We start from the raw sequence: 24,520 nt of genomic DNA, 5'->3' as shown, positions 1-24,520 counted from the left end.
ACGATCAGCGGAATTGTCGTGATACCGAATCACCTCTATGTACCTGCTTAACGGCGAAAGAGGCCGTATTTGGCGATGCAGAACAGAGCGGAAACGCCATCCTTCCAAGTGATCTTTTTGCCTTCATCGTACCAACGATGTTGGTACCGAATCGGCCGCTCGGTGAATCGCAGGCCAAGACGTGCCCACCGTGCAGTCAATTCGATCTCAATGCCGAAGCGATCTTCTTTCAAGGCGGGAAGAATGCGTTGGAAGTCTTCGCGGGTCGACATCTTGTAGCAGGTTTCGACATCGCTGAGACGTGGTCCGATGGCGATGTTTGCGAGCGTCGTGATGAGTCCATTGACGGCTTGATGCCACCAGGGCGAGACCTGTCGATCGCAGTGCCCATACCGGGTGCCGTAGACGACGTCGGCTGAGCCTTCGATGATGGGTTGGAGAAGACCTCGAAGGTCATCGGGATCATATTCGCTATCCGCGTCTTGGATGACGATGACGTCGCCCGTTGCGGCCGCGATGCCGCTGCGAATCGCGGCCCCCTTGCCGCGGTTATGTTCATGCCGGATGAGCATCACATCGTCCTCGGCGCTACAGGCAACGAGGACTTCGGAAGAACCATCATGGGAGCCGTCGTCGACCAAGATGATTTGCAGTGGTAGGCCAGTTTGTCGCAGTCGCGTGATTACCTCTGCGACCGTATCGCACTCGTTGTAGACGGGGACGATCACACTGAGCACGAAGCCCTTTGGAAGCGCGAAGATGGCAAGCCTGCGACAAGCATTCGGTCCAAGAAACTGTTCCATCTCCGCGACATAGTCATCGTCGAACCACCGTATCCCACTGCTCAAAATGATGCTCGGGTTTGGTTGCGATGTTGGGTCTAAATCAGGGTTGTCATTCATGGTGATCCTGTGTCGCGTGCAAGCCAAGAGCGATCGGTTTCAGACGAGTTTTGCACAAAAAAAACTTCGCGCTAAGATACCGTTTTTTCCAAGCTCAAATGCATCGAAAAAACTTTTCCGTGTAACAAAGACCTAGTTTGTTGTTGACATTCAAGAGCGGTGAAGACAAATTCTTCGAGGCTTCAACAACACAGGCGACGCAAAGACCGAAGGCGATCACTGCTTACATTGATCGCGATACTTGGTTGAACTTTTCTGACGCCTGGCTTTTCCATACGGAGTGTGAACGATGCATCTTGATAGAGTAACGAACGCTATGTGCATAGTTAACTCAGACCGAAGAGCATCGATCCAAAACGGGTGTGAGATCACACCAAGTTCTTTCCAGCGACAGTGCCTGTGGGCCTCAACTCGCTAAAATCTGAATCATCGGCCGACGCAGGATCGCGTTGTCTATTGGTACGTCACAATGATTGTGAACGGGTCAACGGGAGATGGTAATCAGATGGACGCCACCACCGAGTTTTAAATCTCGGGACACGGATCGTCACTCCCCTGTTTTTATGTTGGTAACCTGATGAGTTTCGTCGCAGAACTCAGTCCGGCAAATTCATTTGCCGGCAGGCTTCAGGCCTGACGCGTTTCAAGGAAGACGTGCGTCGGATATTGGCTGAAGAATCAACAAAGCGAACTCAGCGACGCAGGATGTGGAGCTGGTTCGCTTTTTTTACTTCATCACCATCTTCGCGGTAGATGAAGGTGATCGGGCCGATGGCCGGTTCTTGTGTGTCGTGCGGCTTAGCGGACGTCGCGGCGGTAACGAGGCTTTCTTGCCTTTGGTAGATCGATCTGGTGCTCTTCTTGGAACCTGCGACGTTCCACCGCGTCGGCATAGTACGTCAACCAAGTTTCGTTGTCGTCAACGCAACGCCACTCGAGTTCATTGCCTTCGACGGCAACCTTTTTCTCGCAGCACGGTAAGATGTCGCGATAGATCACTCGGTACAGTTCACGGTCGCTGAGGTGGTCAGTGCATGACAGCACGATGCGCTGAGACTTCAATTGTGCGATCGTGCGAACCAAAGTGTTCGACAGCGATTCGTCATCGAGGGATTCCGGCGCCGGGATTTGCAGCGGCGGGTTGAACCAATCTCGGATCGGCAATGCCGGAGCCCGTTCCCAGGCCAAGATGGATGCGAGGTATTCGTTCTCCACCGGCAATGGCATGTGCCGTGTCGTTGGATCGTCAATCGAATCATCTCGATATGGCTCTAGCTCGTCTCGTAGCCGAGCGTTGTCGATCATCAGATCCACTTCATCGATCATGGGTCGACTCGTCTCACTCATATCCATCGTTACCTTCACCTTCCCAATTGAAACAGGTCACATGCGTGGCAATGTGATTCGGGGAACGTTCCCCACACTCCATTTTGGTTTTCTGCCACCCGGATTTCACGTCGCATGACGTGCTTCCGTTGACCCACCTAGGCTATCCAATGACTTGAGGCGATCAAACGAGAATTGAGCGAAAACAACTTAAACCGTTAGAAATGGGGAGACAAATATCGGCCTGATCGTTACGAGCGTTAGGTTTTGACAAAACGCTGCAGCGGTACGTTTTATCTAGGCCTGATCTTCCACCCATTCTCGCCAGTCTTCCCACTGGTCGAGGCTCACGTCGAGTTCAGGTAACGAGGGGAGGCGGACGGTTCGACCGAGATCGGGGCGTTCCAAATGCACCGAGAGCAGACCATTGATATCGACTTCAAAACCGATCTTGCGGGTCGGTGATTGCTCAGACGCATCGACGGCAATGCGGTGTCGGCCGAGCGTGTGCCAAGCTTCGTCTTGGAGCCCTGAAGACTCCACCAAGGCGAGAGTTAACGCTTCATCTTTGGCAGTGCCTCCGAGTTGGCGATTGGTGCGAGACGGTGTCGGCGTGCCGCGCGTAATGATCGGAAGGATCTTGCGTTTGCCGGTGGCTTCGGAGACGACGAATCCGACGGAGTGGGAGGCGCTGCACTGTGCGGGAAGGACTCCACTGCGATGTCCTGGTAGTTCGGACATTAGACATGCGGCGGCGCCGATGGCTGCGTCGGGATAGTCAAAGAATTCGATCGACGTGTTCTTACCGAGGGATGCGAACACGCGTTGTCGAATCGGCGGCAGTCGCAAGATCGGGCTGAGCACGAAGCAGCGGCTGATGTTCTCAGCTGAGATCTCGGCGCGGGAGCAAGCCAGTGCGATGCACTGTTCGATTGAGGTCATTAATACTTCGCAGGATTCCAGCCACTTCGCACGTGAAAGTTGGACCGTTTCGGTTTTACCGTCGTGCTGAATTTCAACGCTGGTTTCAGGGAGCAGGAGCAGCGAATTCATCGCCCGTTCGCCCGCGATCTGTACCTTCGCCGCGTGCAGCAGCCAGCTGCGGTTGGCGTTCGGGTTGGAGCGACGTCTTGGGCGATGGACGAGACGCGATTGGATCATCTCGACCAACCGGCTCGACCAAGTCGTGGCGTTCTGTTGCCAGTGTCCGGCGGATGCAATCTGTTCGATTTTTCGGCCGCGACGCCGGATCACCGAAACGTCGAGCGCTTGGCCGGTCAACCCGACGTACAGGATCGTTTCGGGACCCTCGTCGGCGCTCGTTCGCGGTGGTTGGTCGGACTGCTTTTCAGCATCGCCTTGATCGCTTCTCAAGGCGAATTGCGCGATCGCGACTCCCCGGTCGATGAGGCGCACCGAGGGCAATCCGGCGATTCTCGCGGCGGTGTAAACGGATCTCCGGTGCAGCTGGTCGTAACAACCTGGGACGGTGATCGCGACCGCGTCGGGCCAGCTCTCGTGGCGTTGCCACGTCGCACCGAGAACGCTGTCTATGGAACCATCGGATGAACCGGAGTCATGCGAGCCAGGGACAGGTGGTGGTGTGCTTTTCTGAGCGGTGCAGTGGTTCATGAGTGTGTTGCCCACGAGCCGCCGCAGGCATAGGGCCGCTGCCACAAGCGGCGGGCACATGCGTCCGGCGACGCGTCGCAGCATTTCATGGCGACCGAAGTACATCGTTTGGCAATGCGACACGAGATGCGGGTAGTCTTTCCGCAGTTCGTACGCCGCTTGCCCGAAAAGGACTTCGCCACCCGGCGTATTCGACGTCGCTGGGCGTTCGGCGACGGCCATGCGAAAGAGTGGTTGGGGGCGACCGCTCGTCAGTGAAGGCCAGCCGTTTTGGATGTTTCCGTCGGGGAGCCCGACGGCGGTCGCGGCATGGGTGAGTCCCATGTCGATGCCGAGCACGCTCAATATTTTGTTTCGCGTCGCTCGTGTGCTCCTGCTGACTTCGTTAGCGGTCGAGCGTTCTTCATCAACCTTTCGTTCGGCGAAATCCAATACCCAAGCCGGCGTCGAGCGGTCGTTGTCGTAGGGTGACATGGCTCGCGCGACTTCGTCCATCGATGCGTATCGCTGCGCAGGCGACTTGGCGAGCATGCGGTTGACGATGTTTGCGAGCGTTAAGTCGACATCTTGTCGGTAGGTCATCAGGTCAGGGATTTCGCCATGACGATGACCATAGATTTGGTCGATCATTTCGCCCGGAAACGGGGGATGCCCGACGAGCAAATAAAACAGGGTGGCTCCGAGCGAGTACTGGTCACTGCGGGCATCGGCTGACTCGGGATCCTCCAGTTGTTCCGGTGAGATGAACGCGAGCGTGCCCAGCAGCGAGCGTCTTGGGGAGCTGAGGGGGTGCAGCGACTCGTGTGTTTGGGGTGAGCCGGGTGAACCGTTGTTGTGCGGTTGAGGTGGTGGGCTGGCGAGCTGTTTCGGATCGATGATGCCGATCTTGCTGTTGCCGAGTTTGGATTCGTTGGCGTTGTGCCAGTTGCGAGCGAACCGTGCCAGTCCGAGGTCGAGCAGTTTGATCGTGCCTTCCTTGGACCGCATCAAGTTGCCGGGTTTGACGTCACGGTGGATGATGCCGGCGGCGTGTGCATGGTGCAGGGCAAAGGCGGCCTGGCGGACCGCCGAGGTTGCGTCACCGATGGAGAGTGGGCCTTCTTCGGCAACAATCTGCGACAGCGTTTTGCCATCGACGAATTCCATCGCAAGGAAATGGATCCCTTCGGATTGCCCCGCGTCGAACGCGGTCACAATGTTGGGGTGCATTAATCGGGAAGCGGCGCGAATTTCTTCGTGAAAGCGTTCGATCGATCCGCTCCTGCCCAGCAGTTTTGCCGGTAGGATTTTCAACGCCACGGTGCGTCCCATCGAGCGGTGCTCCGCCTGGAAGACTTCGCCCATCCCTCCGCGTCCCAGGCGGGTGCCGACGCGGTAGCCGCCGATCACCTCGGGCAGCGGACCTGATTCATCTGGCTCGTCGTCATCGAGTTCGATCGAGATCGAATTCTCGTCTTGGCACGGTGCCTGCGTGTAGTCAATCGAACGCTGGAGGCCCTCTTCGTCGCGGGCACCAAGATGTCCTCTCGCTGAACCCGTTGCACCGCCGGACGACGAATGGTGCGAAATCGGCGGTGCCCAATCGCTCGAGGCGAACTCGCCCGAGTCGTATTCGGGAGACGGCGAATCGTCAGCACTGGAAGAGGAAGACACGTCGTTGGCAATCCGAAAAAAAGAGAGTTCAGTGGTGTCAGGTTTCAGCGGCGGCAGCGTCCCCCTAAACTGCCCCCTGAGAACAATCCTCTAAGATAGACTAGCGCGTCCGGCATCGGGTCGCGCACTTCCGCCAATCGTCCCAGTTGCTCTGGTGGTGAGACCGTGTATTGGGTTCCTTCTTGTTATTCCGACCATTCGGATTGGATGCCCTGATGCGATTGTGACGCTTGTAATTTACTCTAATTTTGTCGACGGCACCCCCCCTTGAACGCAACACCGCCTACCCATCCTGAACGCACACCCGAGATGTCGGTACCCGCTGATTCGTCACGATTGTTACGAATCGCTACCCGCGAGAGCCCGTTGGCGATGTGGCAGGCGCGTTACGTTGCGTCGCGTTTGGCCGAACACGGCTTCGAAACCAAGCTCGTGCCGTTAGTGAGCGTTGGGGACACCGATTTGCGTCCGATTGATGGGACTCGCCAAGTCGGGTTGTTCACAAAGCGGATTCAGCAGGCACTCGTCGATGACGAGGCCGACGTGGCGGTGCATTCGCTCAAAGACCTGCCGACGCAGTTTGACGAGCGGTTCGAACTCGCTGCCGTTCCACCGCGAGAGACGGTTTTCGACAGCCTCGTTTCCGAGAATGGGATCACGCTGGCGAGTCTTCCCCCTGGCGCCAAGATCGGAACCGGAAGCACTCGCCGGATGGCCCAATTAAAATCGCTGCGTGCTGATTTGGAAATTCTGCCGATCCGTGGCAACGTGCAAACGCGTTTGTCGAAGTTGCGAGGGGGCGAATTCGACGCCATCGTTTTGGCGGAAGCCGGTGTGGTCCGGTTGGAAATGCACGACCTGCCCCGGGTGCAGTTCTCGCTCGAGGAAATGCTGCCCGCACCCGGCCAGGGCGCGCTGGGGATCGAAGTCCGCAGCGATGACGCGTTTGCCCGGCAGACACTCGGTTATCTCGATGATTCAGCGACCCGGTTGGCCGTCATCGCCGAACGGACGGTGCTGGCAGAATTGCACGGTGGTTGCCTTGCACCGATCGCCGCTCATGCCATCGTTACGAAATCGAATCGCGACGGGGCCGATGAACTGACGTTGATTGCGGTCGTCATGTCAACCGATGGAACCCGTCGCCTCGAAGAGCGAGCGCAGTGCACGCTCGCTCCGGCCTCGGCGGCAACGAATGTCACCGCTGCACAACTGTTAGGGAAAACGGTCGCCGAAACGCTTCGCGCCGCTGGCGCGAGTGAATTGATCGCGTCGGCCCGTTAGCCGTCAGGTTAGCCCTTGCTCGAAAGCTGTGCTTCGATCGCGGTGATCAATTCCTCGTCCGAAGGTTTGGTTTTGGAACCGAACCGGTTAACGACTTGGCCGTCGCGTCCAATCAGGAACTTTTCAAAATTCCAGGCTACCGGACCTTTGCCCAGCGGTTTGGCGTCTTGGCTGGTCAGGTGTTTGTAGAGAGCGCAGGCTTCCGGTGTGTTGACCTCGACCTTGCTCATCATCGGAAACGTGACGCCAAATTTGCTGGTGCAAAACTCTTTGATCTCGGCATTCGTTCCCGGTTCTTGGCCACGGAACTCGTTGCTCGGAAAGCCGAGAATCACCAAGCCTTTGTCTTTGTACTTTTCATACAAATCTTGCAGGCCCGCGTACTGTTTGGTGTAGCCGCATTTGCTGGCTACGTTCACGATCAGGACCACTTTGCCTTCGTAGTCGTGGAGGTCCACCGTTTCGCCGTCGATGGTTTCGGCGGTGAAGTTCAGGGAACAGGTGTGTTCATTGGAAGAGGCGTCATCAGCGGAAGCGGGAGCGGTCATCAAACATCCGAGTGCGAGTGAAAGCAAAAAGATTCGGGTCATCAGATAGTTTCCATGGGGGGACGAACTGGGGCTAAGAGGGAACTCTCGGTATGATAGTGGGTCAGCCAGTGCCATGCCGCAAGGCGAGAGCTTCCCCACCGTTTTTGCTGCGATTAGGAAAGAGGATCATCGAGATGAATTTGGACGGAAAAGTCGTTGCGATTACAGGTGGCGGAACAGGAATCGGAGCCGGAATCGCTCGCGTTTTGGCGGTAGCGGGCGCGAAAGTGACCATCGGCGGGCGTCGCAGCGAGCCGCTCGAGAAACTCGCCTCCGCAGTCGACTCGCCACATCCGATCCGTACCCACACGATCGATGTGGCGGACAACGCCAGCATCGAGGCGTTTTTTAAAGACATCCGGGAGAACGTCGGTACGGTCGACATTCTGGTCAATAGTGCCGGGATCAACATCGCCAAAAGGACGATGGCCGAAATGGATCCGGATGAATGGGACCAAGTGCTGCGGATCAATGCCACCGGTGCGTACCGCTGTTTGCGTGAGGTGCTGCCCGCGATGCGCGACCGACGCGACGGTCTGGTTATCAATATCTCGTCGGTCGCCGGCAAACGCGCGATCAGTTTGGGCGGGATCGTGTACTGTGCCAGCAAATTTGCGATGACCGCGATGGGAACGGCTGTCGCCAATGAGGTTCGCCATGAGGGCGTGCGAATCACGAACGTATATCCGGGCGAAGTTAACACGCCGATTCTCGATCGCCGCCCCGTCCCGGTTTCTGACGAACACCGCGAATCGATCCTCCAGCCCGATGATATCGCTGGTGTGGTACTGACGATCTGCCAATTGCCCGCACGGGCCTGTGTGCCGGAAATTGTCATCAAGCCGACTACCCAAGAATGGGTGTAGTTTTGATCAGGTCTTGAGGGGCGTGCCCCCGGAACTCCGAAATTGCCTAGGTTCTCTTGCTTTCGGACGTTGTGAAACGCTACCACTCGCAGGATGGAAGAGGTCTCGATCCAACCGAAACACTATCTCACCTGCCTCTGGCCGGGGATGGCTGAATTATGGTGGCGAGGTCGTTTCTCGGCTTTACCCGCAGCGGTCGCATTTGCTGCAATCGTGAACGCGCTGTTGGTCGCTAAATTTATCTATTCGGACTGGCTTTCGGGCGGGCTCGTGCTGTTGGCGTGCTGGGTCGTCGCCGCCGCGTGGCTGGTCCTGACGATTCGGTCGATCCGCGAATTGCCGCTGCTGCTGACGCCTTTGCAAGCCAGCGAAGAACCCGATCGTTTTCCCGAAGCCCAAATCGCGTTTTTGCGGGCGGATTACGAACAGGCTGAGCAATTGCTCAACGAGAACCTCGCGATCGAACCGCGGGATCCGCCCGCGTTGCTGCTGTTGTCGGCGATCTACCGGCACACCGGCCGCCTCCACGCCTCCAAATTGTTGCTGACGGAAATCCGCAAATTGGAAGTGGCGGAACCGTGGGGCCTCGAATTTGCCGCCGAACAGGCTCGGTTGGAACGAGACGTTGCGGCGCGGGAGGAAGAGATTGACGAGGCCGACGACGACACCTCTGCCGACAGCGACAACCCAGAAACTGGGGGCACGGCGGCCGAGGACGTTAGCGCCGACGTTGACGTCGAATCCACCCCCAGCCAAACGGATCACCAAACGCCGCACGCCGAACCCGAATCGAGTGTGGGTGAGCAGGAGGACGACGAAAAACAAAGCGGCGAAGAACCAAGCAGCGACATCGATCATACGGATGTTGCCAACCAAGCTGACGCTGGCGCCGTGAATGACGCGTCCGACGAAGATGGTCGTAATGACCAAAGCGACGAGGTCAGGTTGAGGGACGATTATTTCAGCGAGCGAGCGGCTTAGGCACTCCTTGGAGGCACGCTCACGGACCCTCGTGGCGGAGATGCGGCCAAATCAAAAAACGGCCTTTTTGGGCCAGCGGCAGAGCGGATGCGACAAATTGCGTCTCTTTCGCTCCCCTTGATCGGGTGTTCGGGCAGAACGACCGCGTTTATACTCGCCGGCTTTCTCGGGCCGGGCCGGCTCGAACTATCAAGTACGCAACCTGAGTGATGTGAGCAGAGATCATGGCGAATCGACCCCTCAACGTTGGTTTGATCGGAGGCGGCGGTGGAGCGTTTATCGTTCAACCGCATCAACGGGCCATTCATTTTGATGGGACTCGCCGGGTGACGGTCGCGGCGTTGCACCCCGATCCGGAGGTCGCTCAGTCGGAAGCGGCGAACTGGGACTATCCGATCAAGGGCTATGACAGCTACGACGATTTGATCAAACAGGAATCCGCCAAACCGCTCGGCGAGCGAATTGATTATGCATTGATCGTCACGCCCAATCACGTCCACTTCGATCCGGCGATCAAGTGCGTTCAAGCTGGCATTCCCGTTTTCTGCGAGAAACCATTGACGCTCAACATCGACGAGGCCAAGCAACTCGTCGATGCGGTCAAGGAAAAGAATGTTCCCTTTGCGGTTTCTCACACCTACCTCGGGCACTGGACCAGCCGGTTCGCGAGGTTCATCGTCACGAGCGGTTTGCTCGGCGATGTCCGCTGGGTCGACTCCTATTACTTGCAAGGTTGGCTCGCCGCACGGACGGAAGATTCCGGAAACGTACAAGCAGAATGGCGAGTGGATCCGAAGAAATCGGGAGCCAGCCTGTGTGGCGGCGACATCGGTACGCATGCCCTGATGCAACTGCGTTACGTCACCGGTTTGAACGTCAAACGGGTCCAAGCCCATCTCGAGACGTTCGTGAGCGGTCGCAGCCTCGATGATCACTTCACCACCTACGTGGAACTGTCTAACGGCGGTCGAGGGTTGGTGCGTGCTTCTCAGATCGCGATCGGGCACAAGAATGATCTCGGGATTGAGATTAACGGGACGAAGGGTTCGTTGGTTTGGCGTCAGGAGTTCCCAGAAGAACTCACGATTCGTTTGCCAGATCAGCCCGATCGTACTTACTTCCGCGGTTCCGTTTCGGCGAACGACGGGTTCCTTAAAAACCTGCCGGAGGAATTGATGGCCGAGCCGAACATTCCACCCGGCCACCCCGAAGCGTTCCACGACGCGTTCGCAAGATTGCATCGCTGTTTCGAGCAAGATGTCCGCTTGTACAACGAAGGGAAACCATTCGATTGTGACGGCAGCAAGTACGCTAATATCGATGACGGCTACATTGGCATGGCATTCATTGCCGCCGCCGTGAAGAGCTCCCAGCGGGACAATGCTTGGGTCGACATGTAGGCAGCTGCACAGGAGTCTTTTGGGAGATTTGTCGATTGGTGCATCGTGCGCCATGTTGGAGCCAGTGCTTCGCGGCTTGGGTTGCGCGGGGGCGATGTCGTCCCGGGACTGGCGTCCAAGGCTGTCGCATGACGAATCTATCGCGACTAAGAATCGACGCAGTGCTTACCAAGCCTCCATCTCCACGTCTTTGCAAGGACTGAGCGGCTAACGCTAGCGTCCAAACGGCCAGCAGGATTCTGCCCAATCATTCCTGCCTAGCTGCTTCGTTCGGCTTGGGAACAGGGGTTCTATTCGTGGATGGGCTCCGGACGGGCTTGGTTGCTTGTTCGGAGCGTTTTTGTCGTTGGTGTTTTCGATCCGATTGAGCACCCGTCGCGTCGTTTCCATCATCACCGAGTTCGGATTGACGTGGTCTAACGGTGTGGGGCTCGACGCCTGATTCGATGCGGTGGCATGCAGCCAGTGCCATCGTCTGCGGACGCAAATTCGTTGCAATCGGAATCACCGTTACCACCGTGAGCCAACCACTCGAGGGTTGGGCTTGGGGGAGGTTCTTGTCTGACGTGTGCGCGACTGCGTCCTAGTGTTCTGCAGACGTACCAGAACGCCGGTCCCGCGATTGTTTCGCTTTGATGGGGGCCGTGTTTTGGGCGATTCGTCTTTCTGTGTGACGAAACGACTCCATCCATTTGCTGATCTCTGCCATGTCTTCCGCACCCATTCCTTGGAAACACCTGCGTAACATCCTTGTCCTTTTTGCCCCGCTGTGGGTCGGCTCGGCATTTTTGTTTGGGATTGGTGGCCTGGGGATCGCCATTTTGTCGAGCGATCGGTGGTCAGCCCGTCAGCCGTTGGTGCTGCGTGACGAAGCCAACGGTGCCGTCGAGCGATTGGGGCGATTCTCTAGCCAAACCGAACTGAAGGCTGCGCAGGAAACCATTCTCGAATTGGCTCAGAATCCCGAGGTCGTCGGCGCGGCGCTGCGGCAACTGGGGCCTGTCGATGGCGGGATGGATCCGTCGTATCCGTCGGCGAAAGAGGTCGACGAAATCGCCAAGGAATACGTCAACGTGGTTGCACCACAGGGACGCGAGTTCGGCAACACCGAAGTTGTTTACCTGAGTGTTGAGGCGGAGACCCAAGAAAGAGCCGGCGAATTTTGTCGCGTGCTGCTTGATAATCTTACTTCCCACCTGCGAGAGGTCCGCCGCATCCGTGCCGACAGCGTGATCGTCGAACTGACGCATGCCCGTGACCTCGCACGGCAGAAACTCGATTCCGCACTTTCCCGCATGCGTGATGTCGAGCTGCAAGTCGGAGCAGATCTCGGCGAACTGCGGAACCTCAACGACGCGATCTCGGGTGACGGGGCAAACCGTCGTTCGATGCACGAGATTGAACGTGAACTCCAGACGGCAGAACTGGAAATGCGTCGGCTCGAGTCGCTCTATCAACTCCTCCTGGCCGGTTCGCAGAACGCTCGCACGCTGTTGATCAGCGGCGACGAACTGTTGTCGAGTCAGCCATCGTTACAGCGACTCAAGGATGGACTGATCGATGCCCAAATTGAAGCCAGTCGATTGGCTAGCATTTACACCACCGAACATCCGAGGCGTCGCGCCGCGATCACGACTGAGCGCGAAATCGAGCACCTGATGCTCGCAGAGGCACGTGGAGCACTGCGGGCGATGGAGCCCACGTTGAAGCTCAGTACCGAACGCGTTCGCCTGTTGCGTGAACAACATTCCGACCTCAGTGACAAACTCACACGGTTGGCTGGCGTCCGCACCAGCTATTCCAAACTCGATTCAGAAATCCGCGCGTTGACCGATCATCTCGCCCGCGCCGAAGACGCGCTCAGCAAAGCTCAGGCGAGTCGTTCGGCAGCATTGTCGACGAACTTGCTCTCCGAACTCGGACCGCCTCAGGTTAGCGACGCACCCGAAGGCATGTCGGGTTCAATGACAACGCTCGGCTCCATGGTTGCCGGACTTGTTTTCGGACTAGGTACCGTGTTCTTGGTTGCTCCTGGTCCGACTGGACCGACGTTTGGTCGTCGCCTGGGTGATTACTTGACCGGCCGCCGTAGCACCGATCCGGGCAATCATCCGCCGGGGCAACGACCTGCCGAAGGCGTGCCACCGACGGGCGTTGAACGACGCCGGCGGTGATCACGGGACGCTACCAGATCTTGATTTCGAGACCGTCGCCGACCTGTGGGCGATCGATCAAGGCTTGCTCAAACGAGGGCGGTCCGACGGTGCCACGAGCGGCGTTGCTGAATCCATATCGCTCGGTCGGGATGCCCAACGCGTTGCGATCGAGTTCGCCGTTGAGGTTCACGTCTTGATAAACGGCGATCGCGAACTTTTCTCCCACCGCCTCGACGGGAATGTTGACTTCGCCAGCGCCTGTTTCGTCGACTGCAATGGATTGCTTCCAATCGGCAACGTCAGGATCGTTGAAGTTCTCCTCCGCTGAGTAAATCGCCACATTGATCTGCCCGGCGGTTTCCGCGCCGCCGATGATGCGTAATTGAAAACTCGGAGTTTCGGCTGAGACAGTGGTCGTTGCGACTTCGTCGACCCCAGCGGTTTGTTTAATCGCGTCGGCAGACGGGAACGCTGGAGGTTGAAATCGATTCTGCTGATACGCCAAAATGGCCACGCCGACCAGGAAGACGCCCGCAGCAAAACTCATCAGAAGTGTGCCGTGGTTGGCTTTCCATTGATCAGAGTAGGTTTTCCAGGACACATCTCCTCGCTGGCTCATTGAGATTCTCCCTTTTGCAGTGTCGGTCGGTCTGATGGTTGGCCCTTGTTCCTCATCCACAAAAAATGCTCCGATGATGCTGCGAGCGAAAAAAACGCGATTAGGTAACGATTTGTATCTTATCTTAACACTCTTCACGATTCTCAAGTAAGCCGATTGCCTTGTCTTCCGTGAACTGGGATGTTGTTCTAAACTAGGCCGCGAACGGAAAACATTCCCGTGTGATGGTGGCGGCCCTTGCGATTGCAAGTCGTGAACCTGGTCAGGCCTTAACTGGAGCAGCCATAAGCGGTGTAGCTTTGTGTGAGGGTCGCCTCCACCACGCGGGAAATTTCCTCTTCTTCCTCTCCACGGGGCCCCTCTCGCCAGAATCAGGTTTAACGATCGCCACAAAAATGGGCAATTCAGCTAGAGAGCAGGACTCCGAAAACGGGTCCTATGTCGTTGTGGCTCGTCGATATCGCCCTCGCGATTTCGACCAACTGGTGGGCCAGGACCACGTCGCCAAAGCGTTGCAGGGGGCCATCGAGACCTCACGCGTCGGGCACGCGTATCTGTTTACCGGCGCCCGCGGGGTCGGCAAGACGAGTACGGCGAGAATCTTTGCCAAAGCGCTTAACCACCCGGGCGGCCCCACCGCTCACCCCGATAGCGAGAGCGACATCGCCCAAGCGATTGATTCCGGGGAAGACGTCGATGTGATCGAGATCGACGGTGCGAGCAACCGCGGTATCGACGAAATTCGTTCGTTGCGAGCCAACGTCGGTGTCCGGCCGAGTCGATCTCGGTACAAGATTTATATCATCGATGAAGTCCACATGTTGACCGGGGCGGCGTTCAACGCGTTGCTTAAAACGCTCGAGGAACCGCCCGAGCATGTGAAGTTCATCTTCTGCACGACCGACCCTGAGAAGATTCCGATCACCGTGCTGAGCCGCTGTCAGCGGTTCGATTTCGCGCCGGTCGAGAGTAGTAAAATCGTCGGGCGGCTGCGAGAAATCGTAGAGGCGGAAAGCAATACCGCTGACGAGGAAGCACTCGAGTTGCTCGCCCGCCGCGCAGCAGGATCGATGCGGGATAGTCAATCGTTGCTCGAGCAAGTGCTGAGTTTCAGCGACGGGCATCTGACGGCCGATCAAGTCCATGCGATGCTCGGTACGGCTGACGATCAGCGATTGCATCGACTCGCCCAAGCGATGCAGGCACGCGATGCCGCCGCCGCGATCGCCCAGGTTGACGAAGCGGTTGCCGCGGGAGTGGATGCGGGCCGTTTAACCGAACAGATGCTCGGATATTTCCGCGATCTGATGGCTGTCAGCGTCGGGTGTGACGCGTCGATGATGCGTTACGCAGCGGGCTCCATGCATGAGTCACTCGTTGAGCTGGGGCGGAGTTGGGGGCTGCAAACTGTCCTCGCGATCGTCGGGCTCGTCGACGAAACGCTCGTTCGGATCCGTCACAGCGTTCACGCTCGGGTGCTGCTCGAATCGACGCTGATTCAGATTTGCCACTTGCCGGACTTGCAAGCGATCGTGGATCTGACGTCGGCGGCGAAAGAGGCCGGAGCGGGGTCCGGCGAAAAAAAAAACATCGTAAGTAGAGCTGTCGCTCGCCCCGTCGCGGCAGCACCAGTGGGATCTGCCCCAGCAACAGTGACCGCGGCACCTTCCGCGAACGCTGCGGACGCACCCGCCTCCCCTGCTCCGCCCGTCTCTCCTACTCCAGTTGCCTCGGCCGTGGATGCCTCGGCCGGTCATGAGGTAAACGGAAACGCGGCTTCGCATGCGACGCCATCGCCTGCGTCGGCCTCGCCCGCCGTTACTCCGCCCGCGGCACCGGTCGCCGCTCCCGCAGCACAACAAACGGCATCCACCGCGGTGGCCGAACCCGTCGCGGGTAGCAAGCCACCGATCACCGATGCCGAGCTCCAGTCGGTGTGGCCGCAAATTCTCGATGAGATGGATCCGATCACCGCCACGCTCGTCAAAGCGGCCGAGCGGGTAGCGGTTCCGAGTCCCGGGGTGGTGGAACTGACGTTTCCTGAAACGTCCGGGTTGGCAATGAGCCGGTGTGGCTCGCCGACCAATAAAGATGAGATTGTCCGAACGGCCACGCGTGTGACCGGGCGGCAGGTCTCGCTCGCCTTCGCCACGGGAACCAAGGCACCTGTTGTCGCTCAAGCGGTCGCGAAACCGAAGACCAAAAACCGAATGCAACGGATGCGAGAAATCGAATCGAATCCCATGGTGCGGGCATGTGTCGAATTGCTCGGTGCCGAAATCGTTCGCATCGATACTCCACGAAACTGATCGCTTTTTTCCCCATTATCTTTTAGATAGGACGACCCAATGTTCAAAGGACTCGGTGGCCTCGGCAATCTCGGCAACATCGCATCAATGGTCGGCAAGCTGCAAGACTTGCCGCAACAGATGCAGGCTCTCAATGAACGCATGAAATCTGAGCGCGTTTCCGCGAGTTCGCCATGCGGCCACGTGACCGTCACCATGAACGGCGTCGGCGAGGTGCAGTCGGTTGATGTCAATCCTCAGGTTTTTGATGACGATCAGTCGTCTCCCGCGGCACTCGGCCAATCGATCCAATATGCCACCAACGCCGCCGGTTCCGAAGCCAAACAGTTGTACGCGAGCGCGGTCGGGCAACTCGCCAACGATCTCGACCTGAACATTCCCGGGATGGACGGGCTGCTGTCGAGTTTGACAGGCGGCAACGGATGAGCAGTCATGCCGGTGCGGTTTCGCAACTCGTCGATCGACTGAGCCAATTACCTGGCATTGGGCGAAAAAGTGCCGAGCGGTTGGCGTTTCACTTGTTGCGGGTTCGCGAAGACGAAGCCCTGGCTTTGGCCGACGCGATCCGCAGGGTTCGGACGGATGTTCGATATTGTGCCAACTGCTACAACCTGTCTGAAAAAGAACTCTGTCAAATCTGCTCGGATCCCAATCGCGACGCGACACGATTGTGCGTCGTTGAACAGCCGCGTGATTTGCTCAGCCTCGAGGCTTCAGGAGCCTACAAAGGGCTGTACCACGTCTTGTTAGGCAGAATCGCTCCGCTCGACGGGATCACGCCGGATCAATTGACGATCGATTCGCTGGTCGAACGCGTTCGAACCGGCACGTTTACCGAGATTATCATGGCCACGAACCCGACCGTAGAGGGGGATGGCACCTCTTTGTATTTGTCGAACCAATTGAGCGAGTTTCCGGTCGAGATCACACGTTTGGCTAGGGGGATCACGGCTGGAAGTGTCCTCGAATATGCGAACCGAGAAATCATCGCCGATGCCCTCACCGGAAGGCAAAAATTGTAGGGGATTGTTAGGTAAAACCGCTCTCTTGGGGGCCGTGTGGAAGAAAAATTACGATTCATTCTTTTAATTGGCACTGAATTCGCTGTAGAATGAGCGGGACCTCTTTTAACCCAATCGTTCTTTAGAAGAATTGAACTCTCATGCGGATGTCAGTGGGGCTGCACGCCCGACAAAGCCAGGTGCAAAAGCTGGCGCCTCGGATGATCCAATCGATGGAGATTCTGCAAATGCCCACGTTGGCCTTGCAGGAGCGGATCGAGCAGGAGATGAACGAAAATCCGTTGCTTGAGCAGGTGGTTGGCGATCCGCTGTCCCCTGAGGAATCCGATGACGATGCACCCGGCAAGGATTCCCGTAGCGAGAACGAGAAAGAGCTGGTTGTCGACAATGACCATGACAACAAGGACGATTTCGAACGTCTGTTGAACATGGACGATGATTCGTCGAGCACGTTCGACGACTCGTTTCGCCGCAGTGCTAACCGGATGTCCGAAGAGGCCGATCGCCGCCACGACATGATGGCCAATGCGCAGTCACGTCCCGAGTCGCTGAACGATTTCCTGCTCCATCAGCTCGCCGAGTTGGATATCGATGATACGGTCGAGCAGATTGCCGAGCGGATCATCAGCACGCTGAACGCGTCGGACGGCGGATACTTGCGCAGCCCGATCGCGGACATGTTGCCGCCCGGACACACCAAAGAGGATCTCGCCCAGGCCGAAGAGGCTCTACGGGTCGTGCAGTCACTCGAACCGACCGGAATCGCGGCGCGAGATTTGGCCGAATGTCTTATCTTGCAACTCGATCCCAAGCACCCCCACTTCGAAGAGTTGCAAACGCTGATCCGTTTTCACCTCAACGACCTCGCTGAAAACCGATTGCCGCAAATCTCGAAGAAGACCGGTTTTACGATCGAACAGATTCAAGAGTTGCGGGAAGACCTGCACCTGCTCAACCCAAAACCGGGTGCCGCGTTCCTCGAAACCTACGTCCCCAACGTCACACCCGACATCATTCTCGAACAAGACGAATCGGGTGAGTATCGCGTTCGGTTGGACGACGATCGCGTCCCTAATCTGTTCATCAGTGAGTATTACCGGCGACGTTTGCAAGCCTCCGATTGCACCGCGGAAGAACGCGAATTCATCAAACAGAAAATCAACGGCGCGCAGTGGTTGATCGACTCCATCGAACAACGGCGTTCGACGTTGACCAAGGTGGCCGAAGCGATCGTCGAACATCAAAAACGATTCCTCGACGAAGGGCCCGAAGCGATCGAGCCGTTGAAGATGCAGCAGATCGCCGACAAGGTGGGCGTGCACGTGACGACCGTCAGCCGGGCGGTCGACGACAAATGGATTCAAACGCCACGGGGTATCTTGCCGCTTCGTCGCTTCTTCGTTGGCGGAACGCAAACCGAAGATGGTGATGACGTCGCTTGGGACACCATCCGTTTGAAATTGCAGGAACTGATTGACAAAGAAGACAAGAGCAAACCGTTCAGCGATGAGGCTCTGGTGGACGAACTTCGTAACGCCGGCATGACCGTGGCGCGGCGTACCGTTACGAAGTACCGCAAGAAAATGGGGATCCCGAGCAGTCGTCAACGCCGCGATTGGACGTTGACTTCCTAGGTTCCTCGGTGCGTTCCCGGTTTCTCACCGGCAACGCACGGTTGGCTCTAATCGCTCGGCTCTTGACCCCTCGTGTCGATAGCCCACACACCGCCAATCATCCTGCCGGCGCGATGAATGGTCCTTGCTCGAAGATGACGTTTTCGGAAACCCGTGGATCGCCCGTCGTTTTGAGTTCGTTCATCAATCGCTGGTGCAGACGCGTGCGGTCGGCTTCGAAGTCCGGGTTGCTTGCCAAGTTCGTCCGGCAGTCCGGATCGTTTGCGAGATAATAAAGCTCGATTCGAGGTCGACGCCCAACAGCGGCGTCGAATGCCTCTGGATATTTCTCGCGGTTGAGAACGATGAGCGCCTTCGTGGGACTCGCGTCCAAATCGGCGTAGGCGGCGAACGTGTTGTTGGTCAATTCGTTTTCGCCGGGAATCAGTCGGTCCGGTTGCAAAATAGGACCATCGCCCATCGGCGTTCGGTCGGGCTCGAAGTTGATGATGTACAGCCAATCTTTGGTCTGAATCGCTCGCTGCGGGTACGGCAGGTTGTCTTCACGTGCTCGCGCGACGTGCCGTTCGCGGCCCGTGAACGCGGCATCTCGCAATGGATCAATTTGGCCGCTGCGGGAATCAACCAAAATGTCGACGATCGGTTTTGCGATCATCTGTTGAGGGATGTTCACGTCGGCAACCGACAGGAATGTCGTTGCCAAGCTAGGCAAGCTGACAAAGTCCTCGACCAAGCGGCCGGGATGCGGGATGCCCCGCGGCCAGCGGATCGCCATCGGAACGCGGGTTCCGAGATCATACAGGTTGCACTTCCCGCGGCTGACGCCGGGGATCCCGTGGTCGCCACTGATCACGAGCAGCGTGTCGTCTGCGATACCGACCCGACGGAGTTCTTCATCGAGTACGCCGAGGGCTGCGTCAAACGCCATCGCCTCGCCGAGATAGTCTGCGAAGTCTTCACGCACGGTGGGGACGTCGGGCAGGTACGAAGGAAGTTTGCCTTTGAGATCGTCAGGCTCGATTCCCCAGAGCGTTTTTCCACTTCCGGCGATCCACTTGCGGTGCGTGTTGGTTGGACCAAACCAGTAACAGATCGGGCCTTCGCCATCGAGTTTGCCATCGTTATCTCGGTCAAGGAACGATCGGATATTGTTGCGAACCTCGGCCAATAATTGTTGTTTGCCCACTTCATGGTCTTTTGCCTTCATCGCGTTTTGAGAGAACGAGTTGAAACGCCGTCCGGCTGATTCGAATGCGGTTCGTTTACCGCCGTGAGGTGCATCAGCGGGTGATCCGGGGCTCCAGACCTTGTAGGTGTGCCCGATGCGATACCCCGATTCTTCGAGCAGCAGCGGGTAGGCGGGTAGGCTGAAATCCCAGATCGCACCTTGCAGGATCGACGCGCGTTCGCAACGCCAGAAAGGTTGCCCTGATAACAACGAGCTGCGGCACGGTGTGCACGACGGGGCACTGACGAACGTGTTGGCAAACAGCACACCATCGCTTGCAATTTTGTCAAAGTTTGGAGTGCGAATCACTTCGCACGGGCCTCCAGGAAAACGTTCCGCATAAGCACTGGCGTAGCATCCCCAGTCGTCTGCAAAAGCCATGACGATGTGGGGACGAGTTGCCGTGGATTCTTTGGAGTCGTTTGCGGCAGTCGCAGACAACGGAGTTGCACACCAGGGCAGCGTGATTGCTAAGAAGAATGTGCCAAGGTGAAAGAGACGGTTCGGTTGCTGTGTCATCAAGATCGCCGCATCTGTTTCGAGGTGGGGAGGATGGGGAGGGACGCACTGCGAACGTGCGTAGGCACATATTAGCACAAGCCCGATGACGCTACCTGAATGCGTGCTGTTCGCCTGCTACTGCAAGTGCTTTGCGTAGACGCGGGCGACGTCCGCCATGTAATAGGTGAAGTCGGTGGAGGCGGCTCGGTCGAGATGAGTTTTGGCTGTCTCACGGTCCCCTTCCGCGTCCGCAATCAGCCCGATGTAAAAGGCACCGTAGAAAGCGGCTGATGCGTGCCCTGTCGTGCCCTTCGTTTCATCGATCGCTGTGCGAATGTCTTGAAAGTCGCCGCCCGGAAGTCGCTCAAGCACCTGTTCCATCGGTACCCGCGAATCGCCGGGGGCGGGCAAGAGGATCTTTCGGGCTTGATCGACGTCTTTGGACTTGGCGACACATAGGAAATGCCAAGCGGCGTTTTCAACATCGTGTGGGTTCACCAACCGATGTTTTTCAAATAACGCTCGGGCGTCGTCATAGCGACCGACAAAGAACAACGCGATGCCGTGTTGCCAAAGATAGGGTTCTAATTGAGGGTCAAGCTCGAGGGCGCGTTCGAAGTTCGAAACCGCTTCGGCGCAGCGACCACCCCGCAACAATGCGTCGCCGAGTTCGGTCAGTGCTGATGCGGTAGGTGAACCGCCTTGCGAGTCGACGATGGCGGTGGCACGCGTGATCGCGGCCTGACGACGTTGGGTGTGGTCATTCGACCAGCAAGAAATGCCGGACAGAGCGTGGCTCAACAGGAGAAACGCCAAGCCGAGACAGACACGGGCGGGAAAAATCATGGCGACTCTGCGTGCTTTGAGGTCATTTGATGCGGGATTGCCGAGGTGGTATTTCACGGTTCAGTACATCCGCTTTTGTTGTCCACGATCAGCGAGGCGCGAGATAGGGAAATGTAGGCTACCCGATCCATTGCCGGAAAACACCGCATTCCAGGCAAGCACCGCATTGTCCGGGAACACCGGTCGTTCGCCAGCATTCATGGGTGTGTTAAGATCGGCGGCTCCTGATCACAGTCCCTGAATCGGATGAGTCAACGATGAGCGAACCATCGCCCGAAATTCTCGAGGAAATCCGTGACTTGCTCCTCAGGGGCCGGAAGCTGGAAGCGGTTAAAGTCTATCGGACAGCGGAGCACTCTAGTTTGCTCGATGCCAAGAACGCGGTGGAAGATCTGGAGCGAGAATTGAAAGCGTCTTCGCCGGAAAGTTTTCTCGTAAATTCTAAGACCGGCTGTGCGGGGGCTTTCCTGCTCGTTGCGGTAGCTTTAAAGGCAGGTATCACGCTGCTGTGCGCTTAAAAATGAACCCCCTGCCTTGCGGGGGGTTGGATTCTGGCTAGCCGCAGTCGAATGTGATGGGTAACATTGGGTTTTTCCCATCGTGCATAGGTTCGGGGCATGAATCAAAGCAAAGCTGTCACCCTCTTAGTCGAAAACTCCAACTCGTATACGCGCTCGTTGTTGCAAGGCATTGCCTCGTACATGAATGAGAACGAGACTTGGTCAATCTACCTGTCCGAACATGAGATCGGTGCTTGTTCGCCGGACTGGTTGGCAAGGTGGAAGGGCGACGGAATTATCGCCAGGACGGATAGTGAATCGGTTGCCAATACGGTTCAGAACCTGGATATCCCCGCGGTGGCTGTGAACGCCGCGGAGCACTTGCCCCGTGTTCCATACGTGGAAATTAATGAGTCAGGCGTCGCCCAAATGGCGTTTGAGCATCTCCGGCAGTGCGGATTTGAGTCGTACGCGTTTTGCGGCGAACCCGGTAGTCGATGCTCGACACTGCGTTCGGCGGCCTTTGCTCAGTGCGTCGAAGAAGCGGGATTCAAATGCCATCGTTTCGATCACGAGGAATCGCCCGAAGGTGATTCTTCGACTGACGAACAGCGCAACCGTCTCGCCCGCTGGCTACGTTCGCTGCCAATGCCGATCGGATTGTTTGCCGTCAACGACGAGAAGGCGCAGCAAGTACTCACCGTTTGTCGATCGAATAAGATTCGGGTACCCGAGCAGATCGCGGTGCTCGGCGTGAACAACGACGAGGTCCTGTGTGATTTGTGCACGCCGTCACTCTCGAGCGTGATCTTGGCCGGAAAACGGGTTGGGTACGAAGCGGCGAAGAATCTCGATCGTTTGATGCGTGGCGAGGAACTCGAAAACGCCTGCACTTTGGTGGATCCGATGGGAATTGCGATGCGTCAATCAACCGACGTGTTGGCGATCGAGGACAAAGACATTGCCGTGGCGGTTCGGTTCATTCGCGATCATCACTGCGACGGGATCAACGTTCAGGATGTCGTGGCGGCCGTTTCGGTTTCGCGACGCTCGCTCGAGTCGCGTTTTCAAGCTCGAGTGGGTCGGACGTTGCATCAGGAGATCACTCGTCGCCGGATCAGTCGCGTATGCCAGTTACTCAATGAAACGGGGCTGACGTTGGCCGAGATCGCACAGCGAACCGGGTACCAGAACGAAGAATACATGAGCGTTGCGTTCCGCCGCGCCATGAACATGCCACCGGGACGCTATCGTCGCGGTCGTTGATGCCTGACGCGTTAGCCGAGCATGCCGGACTTCGGCGGAGGTGTTGGTAGGCGGACGCCTCATGCCGGGCAGTGAGCTGACGGGAGCGGAGCCCACTTTCTTTATCGCGATTTGCTGGCAGAATGTCCGGAAAACCGGACCGTCGCGTTTTGCAGTTCACTAACACTCGTGGTGAACCCACTGGCGGGCGGATTTTCTCACTTCGGCATCACGTCCGCTCCCCCACCAGCATCGTTTTCTCATGATTCGCACCCGATTCGCACCCAGCCCGACCGGATACCTGCACATCGGTGGCGTACGCACCGCCTTGTTCAATTGGTTGCTCGCTCGTCAAAGTGGTGGTCAATTCATCTTGCGGATTGACGACACCGACGCCGGACGAAACGTCCAGGCGGCTCTGCAGCCGATTTTGGAAGGATTTCGTTGGCTCGGAATGGACTGGGACGAAGGCCCGGAAGTTGGCGGGCCCCATGAGCCCTATTTCCAATCGCAGCGAGGCGAACTCTACGCCGACGCGATCGCCAAATTGCTCGCGTCCGGCCACGCATATCGGGATTTTGCGAAGCCCGAGGAGCTCCAAACTCTCCGCGAGTCCGCTCGTGAAAGTGGTCAGGCGTTTGTTTACGATCGTCGATGGATGGCCGAAGACGAGGCGACGGTTCAAAAGTACGAAGCCGAAGGCCGCGAGGGCGTTGTCCGATTGAAGATGCCACGCGAGGGCCAATGTGTCATTGAAGACTTGATCCGAGGCAAAGTGGTAGTCGAATGGGCGTCCGAGCAAGACCACGTGATTGCGCGGGCCGATGGCAGTCCGTTGTATCACCTCGCCAGCGTCGTGGATGATCATGCGTTTGGGATCACCCATGTCGTTCGTGCGGCGGAGCATTTGCCTAACACGCCACGTCAGGCATTCATCGCTGAGTCGCTCGGGTATCCGTTGCCGACCTATGCCCACCTGCCGTATGTCGCCGAACCCGGAGGTACGGCCAAGCTCAGCAAGCGAAAGCTGGACAAGTACCTCAAAAATCGCGATTTCGCGAACCTGATGACTCGCGGGAAGGCAATCGCGGAGCGGTGCAAGTTGACCACCGATGACGACACCTTCAATCCGGTGCTGGTGGACTTTTATCGCGAGATCGGCTTTCTGCCTGACGCCCTGCTGAACTACCTGATGTTGCTTGGATGGTCGCTCGATGGTGAGCGTGAGAAATTCACCCGCGATGAGATGATCGAGCTGTTTACGCTTGCGCGGGTCAACAAAGCGCCGGCTTCCTTCGATCCCGCGAAGTTGACGTCGTTCCAAGCGGACGCGTTCGCCGCGTTGTCCGATGAGCAGCGTACCGAGCGAGTCAAACCGTTCGCGGTCGCCGCGGGTTGGGTGGAGCCGGGCGACGCGAGTTCAGAGAAGCGATTGGCGAGCGTGGTCGCCGCCGTCGGTGACCGGTTGAGGATGGCGGGCGACATCATCGATTTCGATTATTGCTTTGTCGACGATTATGAAATCAACGACAAGGCGTATCAGAAACGGATCGTCAAACCGGGCAACGCCGTCGAATTGCTCAGCAAATTGCGAGAGCATCTTGCGACATGCGAGGACTTTTCGGCCGCGTCGGTTGAGCAAACCCTGAACACATTTTGTGAGCAAGAGTCGATCGGTTTGGGTGACATCATCCACGCTCTTCGTGTCGCGACCACGGGTGCCGCAGGCGGTTTCGGCATGTTCGAAACGCTGGAAGTGGTCGGCAAAGAACGGACGCTGGCGCGAATCGACCAGACGCTGGCAAAGGCGTCTTAACCGCAGACTC

General features: G+C 57.5%; 19 protein-coding genes and 1 other RNA gene. 13 read left to right on the top strand and 7 right to left on the bottom strand.

Annotation, left to right across the window (positions count from 1 at the left end; all coding sequences use genetic code 11):
• Nucleotides 1-47 precede the first annotated feature (47 nt).
• The 3 genes from NB063_RS08175 to NB063_RS08165 all read right to left on the bottom strand — a co-directional run bounded on the left by NB063_RS08175 (nt 48) and on the right by NB063_RS08165 (nt 5,513).
• Entirely contained in the window at nt 48-902 is an 855-nt protein-coding gene (locus NB063_RS08175; RefSeq protein WP_250928264.1) for a glycosyltransferase family 2 protein, read from the bottom strand.
• Nucleotides 903-1,700: 798 nt separating this feature from the next.
• Nucleotides 1,701-2,228: a hypothetical protein gene (locus NB063_RS08170; RefSeq protein WP_250928263.1), complete on the bottom strand. Its 528-nt coding sequence runs from the start codon at nt 2,226-2,228 to the stop codon at nt 1,701-1,703.
• Nucleotides 2,229-2,525: 297 nt separating this feature from the next.
• Nucleotides 2,526-5,513, bottom strand: coding sequence for a protein kinase domain-containing protein (locus NB063_RS08165; RefSeq protein WP_250928262.1), 2,988 nt, complete (start codon nt 5,511-5,513; stop codon nt 2,526-2,528).
• Nucleotides 5,514-5,822: 309 nt separating this feature from the next.
• Here NB063_RS08165 and hemC point away from each other — a divergent pair, with 309 nt between their 5' ends.
• A complete protein-coding gene (hemC, locus tag NB063_RS08160; protein ID WP_261367263.1) occupies nt 5,823-6,797 on the top strand; it encodes a hydroxymethylbilane synthase in 975 nt (324 codons plus the stop codon).
• An 8-nt stretch (nt 6,798-6,805) separates the two neighbouring features.
• Here hemC and NB063_RS08155 read toward each other — a convergent pair whose 3' ends face one another.
• Nucleotides 6,806-7,387 carry a glutathione peroxidase gene (locus NB063_RS08155; RefSeq protein WP_456061988.1) on the bottom strand — a complete coding sequence of 194 codons (582 nt, stop codon included), beginning with the start codon at nt 7,385-7,387 and terminating at the stop codon, nt 6,806-6,808.
• Nucleotides 7,388-7,521: 134 nt separating this feature from the next.
• On the opposite strand from NB063_RS08155, the gene NB063_RS08150 reads away from it, so the two are divergent.
• The 4 genes from NB063_RS08150 to NB063_RS08135 all read left to right on the top strand — a co-directional run bounded on the left by NB063_RS08150 (nt 7,522) and on the right by NB063_RS08135 (nt 12,808).
• Nucleotides 7,522-8,253: an SDR family oxidoreductase gene (locus tag NB063_RS08150; protein WP_250928261.1), complete on the top strand. Its 732-nt coding sequence runs from the start codon at nt 7,522-7,524 to the stop codon at nt 8,251-8,253.
• Nucleotides 8,254-8,346: 93 nt separating this feature from the next.
• Nucleotides 8,347-9,234: a hypothetical protein gene (locus tag NB063_RS08145; protein WP_250928260.1), complete on the top strand. Its 888-nt coding sequence runs from the start codon at nt 8,347-8,349 to the stop codon at nt 9,232-9,234.
• Between the two features lie 224 nt (nt 9,235-9,458).
• Nucleotides 9,459-10,634 carry a Gfo/Idh/MocA family protein gene (locus NB063_RS08140; protein ID WP_250928259.1) on the top strand — a complete coding sequence of 392 codons (1,176 nt, stop codon included), beginning with the start codon at nt 9,459-9,461 and terminating at the stop codon, nt 10,632-10,634.
• A 707-nt stretch (nt 10,635-11,341) separates the two neighbouring features.
• Nucleotides 11,342-12,808, top strand: coding sequence for a GumC domain-containing protein (locus NB063_RS08135; RefSeq protein WP_250928258.1), 1,467 nt, complete (start codon nt 11,342-11,344; stop codon nt 12,806-12,808).
• Between the two features lie 10 nt (nt 12,809-12,818).
• Here NB063_RS08135 and NB063_RS08130 read toward each other — a convergent pair whose 3' ends face one another.
• Entirely contained in the window at nt 12,819-13,409 is a 591-nt protein-coding gene (locus NB063_RS08130; protein ID WP_250928257.1) for a DUF2141 domain-containing protein, read from the bottom strand.
• 226 nt (nt 13,410-13,635) lie between these two features.
• On the opposite strand from NB063_RS08130, the gene ffs reads away from it, so the two are divergent.
• The 5 genes from ffs to rpoN all read left to right on the top strand — a co-directional run bounded on the left by ffs (nt 13,636) and on the right by rpoN (nt 18,374).
• An RNA gene (gene ffs / locus NB063_RS08125) (signal recognition particle sRNA small type) lies at nt 13,636-13,730 on the top strand.
• A 74-nt stretch (nt 13,731-13,804) separates the two neighbouring features.
• Nucleotides 13,805-15,718, top strand: a complete 1,914-nt coding sequence (gene dnaX, locus NB063_RS08120; protein WP_250928256.1) for a DNA polymerase III subunit gamma/tau — start codon at nt 13,805-13,807, stop codon at nt 15,716-15,718.
• A 39-nt stretch (nt 15,719-15,757) separates the two neighbouring features.
• Nucleotides 15,758-16,144 carry a YbaB/EbfC family nucleoid-associated protein gene (locus tag NB063_RS08115; protein ID WP_250928255.1) on the top strand — a complete coding sequence of 129 codons (387 nt, stop codon included), beginning with the start codon at nt 15,758-15,760 and terminating at the stop codon, nt 16,142-16,144.
• The gene (gene recR / locus NB063_RS08110; RefSeq protein ID WP_250928254.1) at nt 16,141-16,740 is read left to right on the top strand and encodes a recombination mediator RecR; all 600 of its coding nucleotides are present in this window, start codon (nt 16,141-16,143) and stop codon (nt 16,738-16,740) included. Before NB063_RS08115 ends, recR begins: the two co-directional genes overlap by 4 nt.
• A 140-nt stretch (nt 16,741-16,880) precedes the next feature.
• Complete coding sequence (rpoN, locus tag NB063_RS08105; RefSeq protein WP_261367262.1) at nt 16,881-18,374, top strand: RNA polymerase factor sigma-54; 1,494 nt, start codon at nt 16,881-16,883, stop codon at nt 18,372-18,374.
• A gap of 97 nt (nt 18,375-18,471) precedes the next feature.
• Here rpoN and NB063_RS08100 read toward each other — a convergent pair whose 3' ends face one another.
• Nucleotides 18,472-19,983, bottom strand: coding sequence for a sulfatase family protein (locus NB063_RS08100; RefSeq protein ID WP_250928253.1), 1,512 nt, complete (start codon nt 19,981-19,983; stop codon nt 18,472-18,474).
• 255 nt (nt 19,984-20,238) lie between these two features.
• Complete coding sequence (locus tag NB063_RS08095; RefSeq protein ID WP_250928252.1) at nt 20,239-20,949, bottom strand: tetratricopeptide repeat protein; 711 nt, start codon at nt 20,947-20,949, stop codon at nt 20,239-20,241.
• Between the two features lie 257 nt (nt 20,950-21,206).
• Here NB063_RS08095 and NB063_RS08090 point away from each other — a divergent pair, with 257 nt between their 5' ends.
• The 3 genes from NB063_RS08090 to gltX all read left to right on the top strand — a co-directional run bounded on the left by NB063_RS08090 (nt 21,207) and on the right by gltX (nt 24,510).
• Nucleotides 21,207-21,467 (top strand): hypothetical protein, encoded by a 261-nt coding sequence (locus tag NB063_RS08090; RefSeq protein WP_250928251.1) that lies wholly within the window; start codon nt 21,207-21,209, stop codon nt 21,465-21,467.
• Between the two features lie 99 nt (nt 21,468-21,566).
• Nucleotides 21,567-22,715: a DNA-binding transcriptional regulator gene (locus tag NB063_RS08085; protein WP_250928250.1), complete on the top strand. Its 1,149-nt coding sequence runs from the start codon at nt 21,567-21,569 to the stop codon at nt 22,713-22,715.
• A 241-nt stretch (nt 22,716-22,956) separates the two neighbouring features.
• A complete protein-coding gene (gene gltX, locus NB063_RS08080; protein ID WP_250928249.1) occupies nt 22,957-24,510 on the top strand; it encodes a glutamate--tRNA ligase in 1,554 nt (517 codons plus the stop codon).
• Nucleotides 24,511-24,520 lie beyond the last annotated feature (10 nt).

The sequence above is a fragment of the Aporhodopirellula aestuarii genome, assembly GCF_023701485.1.
GTDB classification, from domain to species: Bacteria; Planctomycetota; Planctomycetia; order Pirellulales; family Pirellulaceae; genus Rhodopirellula; species Rhodopirellula aestuarii.
This window is presented reverse-complemented; position numbering and strand designations above follow the sequence as displayed.